Below are 15,704 nucleotides of genomic sequence, written 5' to 3' on the forward strand. Positions count from 1 at the left end.
TGTGGCATCCTTCCCGCATGACCGAGCCGGCGAGCGAGACGGGCGGAGCCCGCCGCGGCCGCCCCGGACACGACCAGGAGACCGTCCTGCGACGTGCCGTCGAGCTCTTCAACCGGCGGGGGTACGACGGCACCAGCATGGGCGACCTGGCCCGCGAGCTCGGCTTCACCAAGTCGGCGATCTACCACCACGTGCCCAGCAAGTCCCACCTCCTCGAGCAGGCGCTCGACGAGGCCCTCGGCGGGCTGACCGCGGTCATCGCGGCCGCCGAGCAGAACTCGTCGGTGGGCGCCTACGAGCGGCTCCGGCAGGTGATCCACCAGAGCGTCGAGGTCCTGGTCGCGCACCAGCCGGCGGTCACCCTGCTCCTGCGGGTGCGGGGCAACAGCGACGTCGAGCTCGCCGCCCTGCGCCGCCGTCGCGAGCTCGACGCCCGGCTCGCGGCGCTGGTCCGGGCGGCCATCGCCGAGGGGTCCCTGCGCGACGACGTCGCCCCCGACCTGGTCAGCCGGCTGCTGTTCGGCATGGTCAACTCGCTCGTCGAGTGGTACCGCCCCGGCGGCCCCGTCGACGCCCAGGCCGTCTCCGACGCCATCACCACGATCGCGTTCGACGGGCTGAACGCGGAGTAGGTCCGGGGCATTTTCACCGGCTGCCCGGGGAAAGTGCCCGGGCCCTCAGCCCTCGATCGGGCGCCCCAGCGACCGGCTCCGGCCGCGGAACTCGGCCACCACGGCCTCGCCGGACTCGTCGCGGCGGCACACGGTCACGTCGTACAGGCCGGAGCGGCCGCGCAGGGCGCGCTCCTCGGCGGTGGCGACGAGCACGTCGCCGAGCCGGCCGGACTCCAGGAACGTCACGTCGAAGCCGGCGGCCACGGTCACCTGGCCGCGCGAGTTGCAGGCGACCGCGAAGGCGCTGTCGGCCAGGGACGCGATCAGGCCGCCGTGGCAGACGTCCCAGCCGTTGACCATGTCGGCGCGCACGGTCATGGTCACGACCGCGCGGCCCGGGGCGACCGAGGTCAGCTCCATGCCCAGCGCCCGGGAGGCGGCGTCGTTCGACCACATCACCTTGGCACTCCGCTCGGCGAGCTGCTGCGCGGCCGGGTCGGTCACCACGTGTAGAACCCCTCCCCGGTCTTGCGGCCCAGCTTGCCCGCCGCGACCAGGTCGCGCAGCAGCTGCGGCGGCTCGAAGCGCGGGCCGAGCTCGCGGGCGAGGTGCTCCGCGATGGCCAGGCGTACGTCGAGCCCGACCAGGTCGGTGGTGCGCAGCGGCCCCACCGGGTGGCGGTAGCCGAGCGTCATCGCGGTGTCGATGTCGGCGGCGGACGCGACCCCCTCCTCGAGCATCCGCATGGCCTCGAGGGCGATGGCGACGCCGAGCCGGCTGCTGGCGAACCCCGGCGAGTCGGTCACCGTGATCGCGGTCTTGCCCAGCGCCCCGACCCAGCCCTGGGCCCGGGTCACGAGGTCGCCGTCGGTCTTGGTGCCGACCACGATCTCGACCAGGTCGCTCGCGGGCACCGGGTTGAAGAAGTGCAGGCCCACGAACCGCTCGGGCGCGGCCAGGCCGTCCGCCAGCCCGTCGATCGACAGCGAGCTGGTGTTGGTGGCCAGCACCGCGTCGGGCGCGGCGGCCTCCACGGCGGCCAGCACCCGCGCCTTGAGCGCCGGGTCCTCCGGCACCGCCTCGAGCACCAGGCCGGCACCGGCCAGCTCGGCAGCCGCGGTGGTGACGAAGAGCCGCTCGAGGTGCTCGGCCAGCGGCCCACCCAGCTTCCCGCGCTCCTCGGCGCGCTGCAGGCTGGTGGTCACCCGGTCCCGGGCCGCGTCGGCGGCCGCGTCGTCGTTCTCGACCACGGTCACGGACGCGCCGGCGACCAGGAACGCGTGCGCGATCCCGGCCCCCATCCGGCCCCCGCCGTACACCCCGACGGTCTCGGGCAGGCTGCTCATCGCCCCTCCTTCTTGCGCTCCAGGAACGCCGTCATCCGCTGCTGCTTGTCCTCGGTCTCGAAGAGCACCGCCTGCGCCACGTCGTCCAGCAGCGGGTGCGCCTCGCGCGGGGCGTGGAAGACCGCCTTGGTGAGCCGGACCGCGAGCGGCGCCTGGGCGGCGATCCGGTCGGCGAGCCGCTGCCCGGCGGCGAGCAGCTCCTCGGGCTCGACCACCTCGCTCACCAGGCGTACGTCGAGCGCCTCGGCGGCGTCGAGGATCCGGCCGGCGAGCAGGACCTCCTTGGCCACCGGCTCGCCGACCAGCTCGGCCAGCCGCCAGGAGGCGCCGGCGGCGGCAAGGATGCCCAGCCCCGGCTCGGGGTTGCCGATCCGGGTCCGCGGCGTGCCGATCCGGAAGTCGCAGGCGTAGGCCAGCTCGGCGCCACCGCCGAGGGCGTAGCCGTCGAGCAGCCCGATCGTCGGCATCGGCAGCCGCCGGATCCGGTCGAAGATGCTGGAGTTGATGCCGCGCAGGGCGTCCTCGCGGCGGCGTTCCCGCAGCTGGGCGATGTCGGCGCCGGCCGCGAAGGTGCCGCCCTCGCCGAGGAGCAGCGCCACCCGGGGCCGCTCCTCGAGCAGGGCGCAGGCCTCGTGCAGCTCGCCCACCATCTGCGCGTCGATGGCGTTGCGGACCTCGGGCCGGTTCAGTCGCAGGACCACGCGGTCCTCGGCCTCCTCGACGACAACGGCTCGGCTCATGGGTCTCCCTCGAAGTGGCGTGCGGCGGCGGGTCAGGGCGTGTCTCCCAATTCTGGGCCGTCGCGAGCGTCGTCCCACGGAGTGCCTGGCAAGGCGGAGGAGGGAGACGTGGCGGAGCCACGGCGACCGACGACAACGCAGTCCAGGCGCCCGTGGGGCGGCGCGCAGCAGGCCATGGAATTGGGAGACACGGCCTAGGCGTCGAAGTCGACGGTCACGCAGTCGCTGACCGGGTAGCTCTGGCAGGTCAGCACGAAGCCGGCGTCCACCTCGGCCTGCTCCAGCGCGTAGTTGCGGCGCATGTCGACCTCGCCGTCGCGGACCAGCGCCCGGCAGGTGCCGCACACGCCACCCTTGCAGGCGAAGGGCAGGTCGGTGCGCGCGGTCTGCGCGGCGTCGAGGATCGTCTCGTCGCGCGGCATCGGCGCGGTCGCGGACAGCCCGTCCAGCACCACGGTCACGTCGCTGGTCTCGCCGGTGGCGACCGGCCCCGCGCGGTGCAGCTCCGGGGGCGGCTCGTCGACGTAGAACAGCTCGAAGTGGACCCGCTCGGCGGGCACCCCCAGCTCGGTGAGCACCTCCCGGGCGTCGTTGATCATCGCGAACGGCCCGCACAGCCAGACGTGGTCCATCGCGCCCACCGGCACCAGGGCGCCGAGCAGCCGGCGGAGCCGGTCGGCGTCGATCCGCCCGGAGAAGAGCTCCACGTCGCGGGGCTCGCGGGAGAGCACGTGCACGACCTGGAAGCGCGGGCCGAAGCGGTTCTTGAGGTCGCCGAGCTCCTCGGCGAACATCACCGACCCGCTGGTGCGGTTGCCGTAGAGCAGCGTCACGTCGGACTCGGCGTTGCCGAGCACGGTGCTGGCGATCGAGAGCATCGGCGTGATGCCGGAGCCGGCCGCGATGCACAGGTGCTTGCCACCAGCGGCGGGGTCGGCGCGGAAGCTGCCGGTCGGGGTCTGCACCTCGATCTCGGTGCCGGGGGTGACCTCGTGGACCAGCCACGACGAGAACAGCCCGTCGGGGATCTCGCGTACGCCGATCCGCGGCCGCGCACCGGCGGGCGCGCAGATGGAGTAGGAGCGTCGGTGCTCCTGGCCGTCGAGGGTGCGGCGCAGGGTCAGCGACTGACCGGCCTCGAACGCGAAGGCCTCGGCGAGCTCGGCGGGCACGTCGAAGGTCACCGCGACGGCGTCGTCGGTGAGCCGCTCGACCGCGGCCACGGTCAGGGTGTGGAACACGGGCGCCGTACGGCTGCTCACCCGCTGCGGCTGGGCAGTGGTGGTCATCAGAATCAGATTTCCTTCACGTGCTCGAAGGGCTCGAGGCAGTCGGTGCAGCGGTAGAGCGCCTTGCAGGCCGTCGCCCCGAACTCCGAGGTCAGATCGACGGCGGCGGAGCCGCAGCGGGGGCAGCTGACCGCGCGGCGGGTGGGCAGCAGGTCGAGGGCGATCGGGCCGTCGTGGCGGGGCGCGGGGCCCGGGGCGGAGAGCCCGGCCTCGGCCAGCGCGCGGCGGCCGCGCTCGGTGATCCAGTCGCTCGACCACGCCGGCGAGAGCTCGACCGCGACGCGCACGTCGTCGAAGCCGGCGTCGCTGAGCCCGTGCACGAGGTCGTCGCGCATGGTCGCCATCGCCGGGCAGCCGGAGTAGGTGGGGGTGATCGCCACGACGACCTCGCCCGCGCCCGCGACGTCCACGCGCCGCAGCACGCCGAGGTCCTCCAGGGTCAGCATCGGCATCTCGGGGTCGGTGACGCCGCGCGCCACGGCGTACGCACGCTCGCGCAGGGCCTCCCGGTCCAGCGTCTCGCGATCCAGCAGGGTCTCCACGGTCACCACCGCCCGCTGGGGTGCGCCCGGGCGACCACCTGCATCTCGGCCAGCAACAGGCTCAGCGCCTCGGTGTGCAGGCCGTCGCGGCCGGTCCGGCCCTGCACGCCGGCCAGCGGCGCGCGGTCGGGGCGCTCGACCCCGCTCATCGCGAACACCTGCTCGAGGACCACGGCGACCTCGTCGGCCACGGCGGCCGGGTCGACCCCCACGCCCGCCTCGGCCACGGACCGCTCGACCGGGTGGGTGGCGAACAGCTCGGCGTACAGCGGCCACAGCGCGTCGAGCGCCTCGACCAGCCGGCGCCGGGACTCCTCGGTGCCCCGGGCCAGGGTCAGGAACCAGCGGCCCGCGTAGTCGCGGTGGTAGGCCAGCTCCTTGACACCCTTCGCGGCGACCGCGGCCAGCACCGTGTCGCGGCTCGTCGTGAGCCGCTGGAAGACGGCCAGCCGGGCACAGGAGAGCACCAGCAGCCGGGCGATCGTGTGCGCGAAGTCGCCGTTGGCCACCTCGGTCATCCGGACGTTGCGGAACTCGCCCGCCTCGCGGAAGAACGCCAGCGCGTCCTCCGGCGGCACCGGGGAGCCCTCCGGCAGCGTGGGTACGGCGGCCGGGTCGGCCGCCGCCGCCCGGGCCAGCAGCAGTCGGGCCTGGCCGAGCAGGTCGAGCGAGACGTTGGCCAGCGCGATGTCCTCCTCGAGGTCCGGCGCGCGGCTGCACCACTCCGAGAGCCGGTGCGAGGCGATCAGCGCGTCGTCGGCCAGCATCAGGCAGTACGTCGCGAGGTCGCCGGGGTCGACACCGTCCGGGATGGTGGTGTCCACGCCCGCCAGCGGGTCCTCGAAGTCGGTGCCGAAGGCCCACTGCGAGGAGTCGCTGCCCAGCAGCCCGTCGAAGATGCTGCCGTGGGCGTCGTTCGGGTCCGGCGCCGGGTGAGAGGGCGCGTGCGCGGGGTCGGTTGCGTCGGTCATCGCAGTCCTTGGTGGTCGAGCCTGTCGAGTCGGTGGTCGAGCCTGTCGAGTCGGTGGTCGAGCCTGTCGAGACTCACATGTGGGGGACGTTGTCGGGGATCGAGTAGAACGTCGGGTGCCGGTAGACCTTGTCCCCGCTGGGCGCGAACATCGGGTCCTTCTCGTCCGGGCTCGAGGCGGTGATCGCGTCGGAGCGGACCACCCAGATGCTGACGCCCTCGTTGCGCCGGGTGTAGACGTCGCGGGCGTGCCGGACCGCCATGTCGTCGTCGGCGGCGTGCAGCGAGCCGACGTGCACGTGGTTGAGGCCGCGCTTGCCGCGCACGAACACCTCGTAGAGCGGCCACTCGTCCTGAGTGGCCGAGGAACGAGGCGTGTCGAAGGGCTCGGCGCTGGTCGACTCGGTCATCGGGTGGCCTCCTGGCTCGTGGTCGTGTCGTGGCTGCGAGCCGCGAAGGCCAGGGCGGCCTCTCGCACCCAGGCGCCGTCCTCGTGGGCCGCCCGGCGGTGGGCGATGCGCTGCGCGTTGCAGGGACCGTTGCCCCTGACCACGGCCATGAACTCGTCCCAGTCGGGCTGGCCGAAGTCGTGCGCCTGCCGCTCCTCGTTCCACTTCAGCTCGGGGTCGGGCAGCGTCACGCCGAGGGCCTCGGCCTGGGGCACGGACATGTCGACGAACCGCTGGCGCAGGTCGTCGTTGGTGTTCCGCTTGATCCCCCACGCCATCGACTGGGCGGTGTTCGGCGACTCCGCGTCGGGCGGGCCGAACATCATCAGCGCCGGCCACCAGAACCGGTCCACCGACTCCTGCACCATCGCGCGCTGCTCGTCGGTGCCGCGCATCATCGTCATCAGCAGCTCGTAGCCCTGCCGCTGGTGGAAGGACTCCTCCTTGCAGATCCGGATCATCGCGCGGCCGTACGGCCCGAACGACGTGCGGCACAGCGGCACCTGGTTGCAGATCGCGGCGCCGTCGACGAGCCAGCCGATGGTGCCCACGTCGGCGTACGACAGCGTCGGGTAGTTGAAGATCGAGGAGTACTTCTGCGCGCCGCTGATCAGCTTCTCGGTCAGCTCGCCGCGGGAGGTGCCGAGGGTCTCGCAGGCGGAGTAGAGGTAGAGCCCGTGGCCGGCCTCGTCCTGGACCTTCGCGAGCAGGATCGCCTTGCGGCGCAGCGACGGCGCCCGCGTGATCCAGTTGCCCTCGGGCTGCATGCCGATGATCTCGGAGTGGGCGTGCTGGGCGATCTGGCGCACCAGCGTCTTGCGGTAGCCCTCCGGCATCCAGTCGCGGGGCTCGATGCGGTCGTTGTGGGCGATGGTCGACTCGAAGCCCTCGAGCAGGGCGGCCTCGGCCCCGTCGCCCTCGAGCGTGGTGGACGCCGTCATGGCCCCTCCAGGATGGTTGCGGACTTCGCCTCGCGGAGGCATTTACTGACCGAACGGTCTGTAATACTGTGGCACGCCTGACCACCCCTGCGCAAGGGACGACCGGGCCACGCCCGGACGACGAGAGGATCGCCGCATGAGTGCCCACCAGAAGAGTTCTCTGCTGGAGAGCTACGCCGCCGGACGGTGGTTCCGGGCCAGCGACGAGGGCACGCCGCTGCTCGACGCGAGCACCGGCGAGGTGGTGGCCAGGATCTCCAGCAAGGGGCTCGACCTGGGCGAGATGACGTCGTACGCGCGTCACGTCGGCGGTCCCGCGCTCCGCGAGCTGACCTTCCACCAGCGCGCGGCCCTGCTCAAGGAGCTCGGGCTGCACCTGATGGAGGACAAGGACGAGCTCTACGCGCTGTCGTACCGCACGGGCGCGACCAAGCGGGACTCGCTGGTCGACATCGACGGCGGCATCGGGACGATGCTCTCCTACGCCAGCAAGGGCCGGCGCGAGCTCCCGAACGACACCGTCGTGCTGGACGGGGCCCTCGAGCCGCTCGGCCGCGGCGGCACCTTCGTCGGCCAGCACCTCTACACCTCGCGGCCCGGCGTCGCGGTGCAGATCAACGCGTTCAACTTCCCCGTGTGGGGGATGCTCGAGAAGCTTGCGCCGGCGTTCCTCGCCGGGCTGCCGAGCATCGTGAAGCCGGCCAGCCAGACCGCCTACCTCACCGAGCTCGTCGTACGCCGCATCATCGAGTCCGGAATCCTGCCCGAGGGCTCGCTGCAGCTGCTGGCGGGCAGCGCCGGCACCCTGCTCGACGAGCTGACCGTGCAGGACTCGGTCGCGTTCACCGGCTCGGCGCACACCGCGGGCATGCTGCGCACCCACACCAACGTGCTGCACGGCGGCGTCGCGCTCGGCGTCGAGGCCGACTCGCTCAACCTCTCGATCCTCGGACCCGACGTGAGCACCGACGACCCCGAGTTCGACCTGTTCGTCAAGGGCGTCGTCACCGAGATGACCGTCAAGGCCGGCCAGAAGTGCACCGCGATCCGCCGCGTGATCGTGCCCGACACGCTCGCCGACGACGTGGTCGAGGCGATCTCGGCCCGGCTCGCGAAGACCACCGTGGGCAACCCCGCCGACGAGAGCGTCCGGATGGGCGCGCTGGCCAGCCTCGAGCAGCGCGAGGAGGTCCGCAAGGCGATCCAGTCGCTGCGCAGCTCCGCCGAGATCGTGTACGGCGACCCCGACCACGTCGACGTCGTCGACGCCGACGCCGAGCGCGGGGCGTTCCTGTCCCCCGTGCTGCTGCGCGCGCAGAAGGGCGCGGTCGAGCCGCACGACGTGGAGCCGTTCGGTCCGGTCAGCACCGTGCTGACCTACGACTCGGTCGACGAGGCGATCACGCTCGCCGCCCGCGGCAGGGGCAGCCTGGTCGGGTCGGTCGTCACCCACGACCGCGACGTCGCGCGCTCCGTGGTGCTCGGCCTCGCGCCGTGGCACGGCCGGATCCTGGTCCTCGACCGCGACGACGCCAAGGAGTCCACCGGCCACGGCTCCCCGCTGCCGGTGCTCGTGCACGGCGGCCCCGGCCGGGCCGGCGGCGGCGAGGAGCTCGGCGGCATCCGTGGCGTGCTCCACCACATGCAGCGCACCGCGATCCAAGGCTCGCCCGACATGCTCACCGCGGTCACCGGCAGGTGGACCACCGGCTCGGAGCGTCGGGTCGAGGACGTGCACCCGTTCCGCAAGAGCCTGGCCGAGCTGGCGATCGGCGACACCATCGCCTCCGCGCCGCGCACCGTGACCCGCGCCGACATCGAGCACTTCGCGGAGTTCACCGGCGACACGTTCTACGCGCACACCGACGAGGAGGCGGCCGCGAAGAACCCGCTCTTCGGCGGCATCGTCGCGCACGGCTACCTGGTGGTCTCGCTGGCCGCCGGCCTGTTCGTGGACCCCGACCCGGGCCCCGTGCTGGCGAACTTCGGCGTCGACAACCTGCGCTTCCTCACCCCGGTCAAGGCCGACGACACGATCGCGGTGACGCTGACGGTCAAGCAGATCACGCCCCGCACCAACGCGGAGTACGGCGAGGTCCGCTGGGACGCCGTGGTCGCCAACGAGGCCGGCGAGCCGGTCGCGACGTACGACGTGCTGACGCTGGTCGCCAAGACCTGGCCGCAGGACTGAGGGGGAGCTCGTGCACCGGATGACGATCCAGTACGCCGCGCCCTCGGACCCCGAGGGATTCGACGCGCACTACCGCGACGTGCACGTGCCGCTGGCCTCCAGGCTCCCCGGGCTGCGCCGGTTCACCGCCAGCCACCCGCGGGCGCTCGGCGGCGCCGACGCGCCGTACCTCGTGGCCGAGCTGTGGTTCAGCGACGTCGACGCGATGAAGGCCGCCCTGAAGTCGCCGGCGATGGCCGACACCGCCGCCGACGCCCAGGCGATGACGGAGAAGTTCGAGGTCGCCGGGATGACGATGTTCACCGGGCTGGTCACCGACGTGCTGGCCTGAGGCCCGCCCCGGACGTCATACGTTCCGGTCGCTCCGGCCGCCGGAACGCATGACGTCTCGCGACACGTCATCAGTTGCGGTCGCCCCGGCCGCCGGAACGCATGACGCCTCATGGCCGGGACGACTCAGCCGAACTCGACGTCCGCGGTGTCGACCGTGCCGGCGGTGCGACCCGGCGCGGAGTGGTTGCCCCAGTAGAGGTTGGTGTGGGCGATGACCAGCTCCGGCGGCGGGGCGCCGTAGGCGGTGAGGTCCTCGGTGGTGTGGGCGTCGCCGACCAGCGTGGCGTCGTACCCCCGCACGATCGCGCCGTGCAGCGTGGACCGGATGCACTCGTCGGTCTGGGCGCCGGCCACCACCAGCCGCCCGATCCCCCGCCCGGCGAGGACGGTCTCGAGGTCGGTCTCCTCGAAGGAGTCGGCGTACTGCTTGTGCACGAGCGGCTCGGCGTCGCGGCGATCGAGCGGCGCGACGTACTGCCAGGCCTCACTGTCGCGCGGCATCTCCTCGCCGTTGTGGGCGACCCACACCACCTCGACGTCGCCGGCGCGGGCCCGGTCGACCAGCGTGGCGATGTTGGTGACGACCCGGTCCCGGTCGTGGGCCTCGCCGACGACGCCGTTCTGGACGTCGATGACGAGGAGGGCGGTGTGCGGGCGGTTGTCGAGCGTGGTCATGGCGCCTCCCCTGTGGTCCTGGCCCCACGCTAGACCCGCGCGCCGACAGTCGGGACGTCATACGCACTGGTCGCCCGGGCAGCCGCTTCGGATGACGTCCCCCGGGGCCGGGCTACCGCTTCGGGCGCTCGTCCACGATCCGGCGCATCTTGCCCACGGACCGCTCGATGCCCTCGGGCGGCACCACGTCCACGGCCACCGAGACGCCGATCGTGCTCTTGACCATGTGCCGCAGCTCCTGGCCGGCGGAGCGGGCCACGTCGAGCCCCACGCCGTCGCGCGACTCGACCCGGACCGTCATCTCGTCCAGGGTGCCGGAGCGCGAGAGCACGCACTGGAAGTGCGGGGAGAGGTCCTCGATCTGGAGCAGCAGCTCCTCGATCTGGGTCGGGAAGAGGTTCACCCCGCGCAGGATGATCATGTCGTCGGTGCGCCCGGTGATCTTCTCCATCCGGCGCATCGTGCGCGCGGTGCCGGGCAGCAGCCGGGTCAGGTCGCGGGTGCGGTAGCGGATCACCGGCATCGCCTGCTTGGTCAGCGAGGTGAACACCAGCTCGCCCTCCTCCCCGTCGGGCAGCACCTCGCCGGTCACCGGGTCGATGACCTCGGGGTAGAAGTGGTCCTCCCAGACGTGCAGGCCGTCCTTGGTCTCCACGCACTCCTGCGCGACGCCGGGGCCCATCACCTCCGAGAGCCCGTAGACGTCGACCGCGTCGATGCCGAGCACGTCCTCCATCTCGCGGCGCATCTCGTTGGTCCACGGCTCGGCCCCGAAGATCCCGATCTCCAGCGACGTCGAGCGCGGGTCGACGCCCTGGCGGCGCATCTCGTCGACGACCGCGAGCATGTACGACGGGGTCACCATGATGATCCGCGGCTCGAAGTCGACGATCAGCCGGACCTGCCGCTCGGTCATCCCCCCGGAGACGGGCACCACCGTGCAGCCGAGCTTCTCCGCGCCCGCGTGGGCGCCGAGCCCGCCGGTGAACAGCCCGTAGCCGTAGGCGTTGTGCAGGATGTCGCCCGGCCGCCCGCCCGCGGCCCGGATCGACCGGGCCATCACGGTCGCCCAGGTGTCGAGGTCCTCGGCGGTGTACCCGACCACCGTGGGCTGGCCCGTCGTACCGGACGAGGCGTGGATGCGGGAGACCTGCTCGCGCGGCACCGCGAACATGCCGTACGGGTAGTTGGCCCGCAGGTCGGCCTTCGAAGTGAACGGCAGCCGGGACAGGTCGGCCAGCTCGCGTACGTCGTCCGGGTGCACGCCGGCCGCGTCGAAGGCCGCGCGGTAGTGCGGGACGTTGTCGTACGCGTGCCGCACCGTCCACCGCAGCCGGTCCAGCTGCAGCGCCCGCAGCTCGTCGACCGATGCGGTCTCGATCGGCTCCAGCTCTCCCATGTCCGGCGCAGCCGCCATCGTCACCCTCACTCCACGCTTTACTGACCTCTCGGTCAGTAAAGCAGACGTGTGACGGGCGACACCAGACCGGTCCGCCGCTCGGGACGTCATCCGAAACGGTCGCCGGGACAACCGGAACGGATGACGTCCCCGAGGCGGGCCGACTCAGAGCCGGGCGATCGCCGAGGCGGGATTCTCGATCGCGTCGGCGACGCTGCGCATGAAGCCCGCCGCGGTGCCGCCGTCGCAGATCCGGTGGTCGAAGACGAACGACATCTGGGTGATCTTGCGGACGCAGAGCTCCCCGTCCACGACCCACGGCCGGTCGATGATCCGGCCGAGGCCGAGGATCGCCACCTGGGGGTGGTTGATGATCGCCGCGCTGCCGTCCACGTTGAAGCTGCCGTAGTTGTTCAGCGTGAACGTCCCCGCGGTGAGCTCCTCGGTGGTGGCGCGCCCCGCGCGGGCCCGGGCCGTGAGGTCCCGGATCGCCTCGTCGAGGCCGGCGGTGGTCATCCGCTCGGCCCCCAGCACGGCGGGTACGACGAGCCCCCGGTCGGTCTGCACGGCCAGGCCGAGGTTGACCGCGTCGTAGGCCACGATCTCCTGGCGCTCGGTGTCGAGCCGGGCGTTGAGGACGGGGTGCTCGCGCAGCCCGGCGACCACGAAGCGCGCGATGTAGGACATCAGGCCGGGGCCGGCCGAGGTCGCGGTGCGGGCGCTCTCGCGCAGGTTCCACAGGGCGGTCGCGTCGACGTCGACCCAGACCGTGGCCTCGGGGATCTCCGCGCGGCTGCGCGACAGCGCCTCCGCCACGGTCCGGCGGAAGCCGTTGAGCGGGATCCGGGTCTCGCCGACGACCGGCGGTGCGGCCGACTCCGGCGCGGGGGGCGCGGGGGGCGCGGTGGACGCGGTGGACGCGGTGGACGCGGTGGGCACAGCCGTGGCAGGCCGGTCGGTCCGGTCGACGATCGCGGCCTCGACGTCGGCCCGGACGATCAGGCCGCCGAGCCCGGTGCCGTCGAGCGTGCGCAGGTCGACCCCGTTGTCCTGCGCCAGCCGGCGCACCAGCGGCGAGATCACCCGCGGCACGCGAGCGGTCGACGACGCGGTCGAGATCGGGGCCGGGCCCGTCACCGGCGCGACCGGCGCCACGGAACGCGGGCGGCGCCGGCGGCCCGCGCCCGATCCGGCGGCCGTGCCGTACCCGATCAGCACGTTGCCCGAGCCCGCCTTCTCCTCCTCGCGGTAGGCCTCGGCCTCGACGGCGGCCACGGTGATCAGCGGCTTGCCCACGTCGAGGGTCTGCCCCTCGCCCGCGTGCAGGGTGGCGACCCGTCCGGCGTACGGCGAGGGCACCTCCACGATCGACTTGGCGGTCTCGACCTCGACGATCGACTGGTCGACGGCGACGACGTCACCCTCGGCGACCAGCCAGCGCACGATCTCGGCCTCGGTCAGCCCCTCGCCCAGGTCGGGCAGCAGGAAGGTCCGGTCGCTCATCAGGACCACTCCCACTGCAGGTCGTCGACGGCGTCGAGGACCCGGTCCACGCCGGGCAGCTGGAAGTGCTCGAGCTTCGGGGGCGGGAACGGGATGTCGAAGCCGGTGACCCGGCGGACCGGGGCGGCCAGCGAGTGGAAGCACCGCTCGGTGACCCGGGCGACGATCTCGGAGGACACCGAGGCGAAGCCGGTCGCCTCGGCGACCACGACGGCGCGGCCGGTGGAGCGGACCGCGGCGCAGACCGTCTCGTCGTCGAAGGGCACGATCGAGCGCAGGTCGACGACCTGCAGCGACCGACCCTCGGTCGCCGCGACCTCGGCGGCCTCCAGGGCGACCGGCACCGACGGGCCGTAGGCGATCAGGGTGGCGTCGGTGCCCTCGCGGACGACCGCCGCGGTCCCGATGCCCGGCACCGGCGCCGACAGGTCGACCTCCTCCTTGCTCCAGTAGAGCTTCTTGGGCTCCAGGAACACGACCGGGTCGGGCGAGGCGATCGCCGCGCGCAGCAGCCCGTAGGCGTCGGCGGCGTTGGCCGGCGCGACGACGTGCAGGCCCGGGGTGTGGGCGTAGTAGGACTCCGAGGAGTCGCAGTGGTGCTCGACGCCGCCGATGCCGCCGGCGTACGGCACCCGGATCACCATCGGGACCGAGACCTTGCCGCGGGTGCGGTTCCGCATCTTGGCGACGTGGCTGACGATCTGCTCGAACGCCGGGTAGGCGAACGCGTCGAACTGCATCTCCACGACCGGGCGCATGCCGTTCATCGCCAGGCCGACCGCAAGCCCGACGATGCCGGACTCGGCGAGCGGGGTGTCGAAGCAGCGGTCCTCGCCGAACTCCGCGCTCAGCCCGTCGGTGATCCGGAAGACGCCGCCGAGCGGGCCGACGTCCTCGCCGAACATCAGCACCGTCTTGTCCTCGGCCATGGCGTCGCGCAGCGCGCGGTTGAGCGCCTGCGCCATGGTCAGCTTCTCGTGGGTCATCGGGCCCCTCCCTCGCGGCTGATCTCGTCCTGCACCTGGGCGGCCTGCTCGCACAGCTGCGGCGTCGGCTCGGCGTACACGTGCCGGAACAGGTCCTCGGGGTCGGGCTCGACGTCGACGTTGAGCCCCTCGCGGGTGTGCGCCGCGAGCCGCTCGGCCTCCTGCGCGTACGCCGTCACGGCGGCGTCGTCGAGCAGTCCCTGGCCGCGCAGGTAGGCCTCGAGCCGGGTGATCGGGTCGCGCTCGACCCACGCCCGGACCTCCGCGTCCTGGCGGTAGCGGGTGGCGTCGTCGGCGTTGGTGTGGGCCTGCATCCGGTAGGTGTGCGCCTCGACGAGCTGCGGGCCCTCGCCGGCCCGGGCCCGTGCGACCGCGGCGCCGAGCACCGAGAGCAGCGCGGCGGCGTCGTTGCCGTCCACCCGCTCGCCGGGTACGCCGTACCCGACGCCCTTGTGGGCCAGCGACGGTGCCACCGTCTGCCGGGCGAGCGGCACCGAGATGGCGTACTCGTTGTTCTGCACGAAGAACACGACCGGCGCGTCGAACACCGCGGCGAAGTTCATCGCCTCGTGGAAGTCGCCCTCGCTGGTGGCGCCGTCGCCGCACATCGCCATCACGACGGTGTCCTCGCCCTTGAGCCGGGCGGCGTGCGCGACGCCCACCGCGTGCAGCAGCTGGGTCGCCAGCGGCGTGGCCTGCGGGGCGACCTTGCGCTCGTAGGGGTCGTAGCCGGAGTGCCAGTCGCCCTTGAGCAGCACCAGCACCTCGACCGGGTCGACTCCGCGGGCGACCGCGGCGGCGGTGTCGCGGTAGGTCGGGAACAGCCAGTCCCGCTCCTCGAGCACCTGCGCGGCCGCGACCTGGCAGGCCTCCTGGCCGTGCGAGGACGGGTAGACCGCGAGCCGGCCCTGGCGCACCAGCGCGTAGGCCTGGTCGTTGAGGCGGCGGGAGGTGACCAGGGCCGCGTACGCCCGGACCAGCGCGTCACCGCCGGGCATCTCGTACGCCGTGTCCCCGCCGCCGCGGCGTCCCTGCGGGTCGACCAGCTGCACGGGTTCGGGTGACGGGAGGAGGAGATCCGGGTCACGTGTCATGGGATGATCGTCGTGGAGTTGCCATTCGCGTTCCACTCGCGCCGGGAATCCGAGAAGATGGAGCCCTCGACGGCCATCTGCGTGGCCGATCGTCCAGATCATAGCCCGCCCGACCCAGGAGATCGAGACACGTGGCCACCGCCCTCGACGCCACCGACCACCGGATCCTCGCGGCGCTGCACGAGGACGGCCGGATGTCCATGCGCACCCTCGCCGAGCGGCTCCACATCTCCCGCGCCAATGCCTACGCGCGGGTCGAGCGGCTGCGCGAGTCGGGGGTGATCCGGGGCTTCCGCGCCGACATCGACCCGGTCGCCAGCGGCCTGGGCACCTCGGCGTACGTCACGCTCAACGTGCAGCAGGCCGACTGGCGGCAGGTCCGCGAGGCGCTGCGGGCGCTGCCCGGGATCGCGCACATCGGTCTGGTCGGCGGGGAGTTCGACGTCATCCTGCTGGTCCGGGCCCGCGACAACGCGGACCTGCGGCGGCTGGTGCTCGACGAGATCCAGGGGATGCCGGGGGTCGTGAACACCCGCACCCTGCTGGTCTTCGAGGAGCCCGAGCCGCTCGGCCCGGGTGATCTGGTGCCTGACGCCTGACCCCTGAGGACGAGCGGATGACGGTGCCCACCA

Annotated in this window: 17 protein-coding genes; 4 read left to right on the forward strand and 13 right to left on the reverse strand. The window is 72.8% G+C overall.

Going from position 1 to position 15,704, the window contains the following annotated elements:
* The first annotated feature begins 17 nt into the window (after nucleotides 1-17).
* A complete protein-coding gene (locus ABD268_RS04975) occupies nucleotides 18-632 on the forward strand; it encodes a TetR/AcrR family transcriptional regulator (RefSeq protein ID WP_344148490.1) in 615 nt (204 codons plus the stop codon).
* Between the two features lie 45 nt (nucleotides 633-677).
* Here ABD268_RS04975 and paaI read toward each other — a convergent pair whose 3' ends face one another.
* From paaI to paaA, 8 genes are all read right to left on the reverse strand, one after another.
* A complete protein-coding gene (gene paaI, locus ABD268_RS04980; protein ID WP_344148493.1) occupies nucleotides 678-1,121 on the reverse strand; it encodes a hydroxyphenylacetyl-CoA thioesterase PaaI in 444 nt (147 codons plus the stop codon).
* Entirely contained in the window at nucleotides 1,115-1,960 is an 846-nt protein-coding gene (locus ABD268_RS04985) for a 3-hydroxyacyl-CoA dehydrogenase family protein (RefSeq protein WP_344148496.1), read from the reverse strand. Before ABD268_RS04985 ends, paaI begins: the two co-directional genes overlap by 7 nt.
* A complete protein-coding gene (locus ABD268_RS04990; protein ID WP_344148499.1) occupies nucleotides 1,957-2,700 on the reverse strand; it encodes an enoyl-CoA hydratase/isomerase family protein in 744 nt (247 codons plus the stop codon). Before ABD268_RS04990 ends, ABD268_RS04985 begins: the two co-directional genes overlap by 4 nt.
* A 194-nt stretch (nucleotides 2,701-2,894) precedes the next feature.
* A complete protein-coding gene (gene paaE / locus ABD268_RS04995; protein WP_344148502.1) occupies nucleotides 2,895-3,989 on the reverse strand; it encodes a 1,2-phenylacetyl-CoA epoxidase subunit PaaE in 1,095 nt (364 codons plus the stop codon).
* Between the two features lie 5 nt (nucleotides 3,990-3,994).
* Entirely contained in the window at nucleotides 3,995-4,537 is a 543-nt protein-coding gene (paaD, locus tag ABD268_RS05000) for a 1,2-phenylacetyl-CoA epoxidase subunit PaaD (RefSeq protein WP_344148505.1), read from the reverse strand.
* Nucleotides 4,534-5,502, reverse strand: a complete 969-nt coding sequence (gene paaC / locus ABD268_RS05005; RefSeq protein WP_344148508.1) for a 1,2-phenylacetyl-CoA epoxidase subunit PaaC — start codon at nucleotides 5,500-5,502, stop codon at nucleotides 4,534-4,536. The genes paaD and paaC overlap by 4 nt, the downstream gene beginning before the upstream one ends.
* Before the next feature lie 73 nt (nucleotides 5,503-5,575).
* Nucleotides 5,576-5,911, reverse strand: coding sequence for a 1,2-phenylacetyl-CoA epoxidase subunit PaaB (paaB, locus tag ABD268_RS05010; protein WP_344148511.1), 336 nt, complete (start codon nucleotides 5,909-5,911; stop codon nucleotides 5,576-5,578).
* Complete coding sequence (paaA, locus tag ABD268_RS05015; protein ID WP_344148514.1) at nucleotides 5,908-6,891, reverse strand: 1,2-phenylacetyl-CoA epoxidase subunit PaaA; 984 nt, start codon at nucleotides 6,889-6,891, stop codon at nucleotides 5,908-5,910. Before paaA ends, paaB begins: the two co-directional genes overlap by 4 nt.
* A gap of 136 nt (nucleotides 6,892-7,027) precedes the next feature.
* Here paaA and paaZ point away from each other — a divergent pair, with 136 nt between their 5' ends.
* Complete coding sequence (paaZ, locus tag ABD268_RS05020; RefSeq protein WP_344148517.1) at nucleotides 7,028-9,082, forward strand: phenylacetic acid degradation bifunctional protein PaaZ; 2,055 nt, start codon at nucleotides 7,028-7,030, stop codon at nucleotides 9,080-9,082.
* Between the two features lie 19 nt (nucleotides 9,083-9,101).
* Nucleotides 9,102-9,413 (forward strand): EthD family reductase, encoded by a 312-nt coding sequence (locus ABD268_RS05025; RefSeq protein WP_344149188.1) that lies wholly within the window; start codon nucleotides 9,102-9,104, stop codon nucleotides 9,411-9,413.
* 125 nt (nucleotides 9,414-9,538) lie between these two features.
* Here the strand turns inward: ABD268_RS05025 and ABD268_RS05030 are convergent, their stop codons facing one another.
* The 5 genes from ABD268_RS05030 to pdhA all read right to left on the reverse strand — a co-directional run bounded on the left by ABD268_RS05030 (nucleotide 9,539) and on the right by pdhA (nucleotide 15,072).
* The gene (locus tag ABD268_RS05030; RefSeq protein ID WP_344148520.1) at nucleotides 9,539-10,090 is read right to left on the reverse strand and encodes an isochorismatase family protein; all 552 of its coding nucleotides are present in this window, start codon (nucleotides 10,088-10,090) and stop codon (nucleotides 9,539-9,541) included.
* 112 nt (nucleotides 10,091-10,202) lie between these two features.
* A complete protein-coding gene (gene paaK, locus ABD268_RS05035) occupies nucleotides 10,203-11,507 on the reverse strand; it encodes a phenylacetate--CoA ligase PaaK (RefSeq protein WP_344148523.1) in 1,305 nt (434 codons plus the stop codon).
* A gap of 147 nt (nucleotides 11,508-11,654) precedes the next feature.
* Entirely contained in the window at nucleotides 11,655-12,992 is a 1,338-nt protein-coding gene (locus ABD268_RS05040) for a dihydrolipoamide acetyltransferase family protein (protein WP_344148526.1), read from the reverse strand.
* Nucleotides 12,992-13,978: an alpha-ketoacid dehydrogenase subunit beta gene (locus ABD268_RS05045; RefSeq protein WP_344148529.1), complete on the reverse strand. Its 987-nt coding sequence runs from the start codon at nucleotides 13,976-13,978 to the stop codon at nucleotides 12,992-12,994. The genes ABD268_RS05040 and ABD268_RS05045 overlap by 1 nt, the downstream gene beginning before the upstream one ends.
* A complete protein-coding gene (pdhA, locus tag ABD268_RS05050; protein ID WP_344148532.1) occupies nucleotides 13,975-15,072 on the reverse strand; it encodes a pyruvate dehydrogenase (acetyl-transferring) E1 component subunit alpha in 1,098 nt (365 codons plus the stop codon). Before pdhA ends, ABD268_RS05045 begins: the two co-directional genes overlap by 4 nt.
* Nucleotides 15,073-15,203: 131 nt before the next feature.
* Here pdhA and ABD268_RS05055 point away from each other — a divergent pair, with 131 nt between their 5' ends.
* On the forward strand, nucleotides 15,204-15,671 hold the full coding sequence (locus ABD268_RS05055; RefSeq protein ID WP_344148535.1) for an Lrp/AsnC family transcriptional regulator: 468 nt from the start codon (nucleotides 15,204-15,206) through the stop codon (nucleotides 15,669-15,671).
* The last annotated feature ends 33 nt before the right edge of the window (nucleotides 15,672-15,704 follow it).

It is taken from the genome of Nocardioides koreensis (genome assembly GCF_039531775.1).
GTDB classification, from domain to species: domain Bacteria; phylum Actinomycetota; class Actinomycetes; order Propionibacteriales; family Nocardioidaceae; genus Nocardioides; species Nocardioides koreensis.

What these genes read in the sequence shown, in the direction of transcription:
- paaE (WP_344148502.1), bottom strand. Translation starts at nt 3,989, where the DNA reads ATGACCACCACTGCCCAGCCGCAGCGGGTGAGCAGCCGTACGGCGCCC.
- paaC (WP_344148508.1), bottom strand. Translation starts at nt 5,502, where the DNA reads ATGACCGACGCAACCGACCCCGCGCACGCGCCCTCTCACCCGGCGCCG.
- ABD268_RS04990 (WP_344148499.1), bottom strand. Translation starts at nt 2,700, where the DNA reads ATGAGCCGAGCCGTTGTCGTCGAGGAGGCCGAGGACCGCGTGGTCCTG.
- paaZ (WP_344148517.1), top strand. Translation starts at nt 7,028, where the DNA reads ATGAGTGCCCACCAGAAGAGTTCTCTGCTGGAGAGCTACGCCGCCGGA.
- ABD268_RS04985 (WP_344148496.1), bottom strand. Translation starts at nt 1,960, where the DNA reads ATGAGCAGCCTGCCCGAGACCGTCGGGGTGTACGGCGGGGGCCGGATG.
- ABD268_RS05030 (WP_344148520.1), bottom strand. Translation starts at nt 10,090, where the DNA reads ATGACCACGCTCGACAACCGCCCGCACACCGCCCTCCTCGTCATCGAC.
- paaB (WP_344148511.1), bottom strand. Translation starts at nt 5,911, where the DNA reads ATGACCGAGTCGACCAGCGCCGAGCCCTTCGACACGCCTCGTTCCTCG.
- pdhA (WP_344148532.1), bottom strand. Translation starts at nt 15,072, where the DNA reads ATGACACGTGACCCGGATCTCCTCCTCCCGTCACCCGAACCCGTGCAG.
- paaK (WP_344148523.1), bottom strand. Translation starts at nt 11,507, where the DNA reads ATGGCGGCTGCGCCGGACATGGGAGAGCTGGAGCCGATCGAGACCGCA.
- ABD268_RS05040 (WP_344148526.1), bottom strand. Translation starts at nt 12,992, where the DNA reads ATGAGCGACCGGACCTTCCTGCTGCCCGACCTGGGCGAGGGGCTGACC.
- paaA (WP_344148514.1), bottom strand. Translation starts at nt 6,891, where the DNA reads ATGACGGCGTCCACCACGCTCGAGGGCGACGGGGCCGAGGCCGCCCTG.
- ABD268_RS04975 (WP_344148490.1), top strand. Translation starts at nt 18, where the DNA reads ATGACCGAGCCGGCGAGCGAGACGGGCGGAGCCCGCCGCGGCCGCCCC.
- ABD268_RS05045 (WP_344148529.1), bottom strand. Translation starts at nt 13,978, where the DNA reads ATGACCCACGAGAAGCTGACCATGGCGCAGGCGCTCAACCGCGCGCTG.
- ABD268_RS05025 (WP_344149188.1), top strand. Translation starts at nt 9,102, where the DNA reads ATGACGATCCAGTACGCCGCGCCCTCGGACCCCGAGGGATTCGACGCG.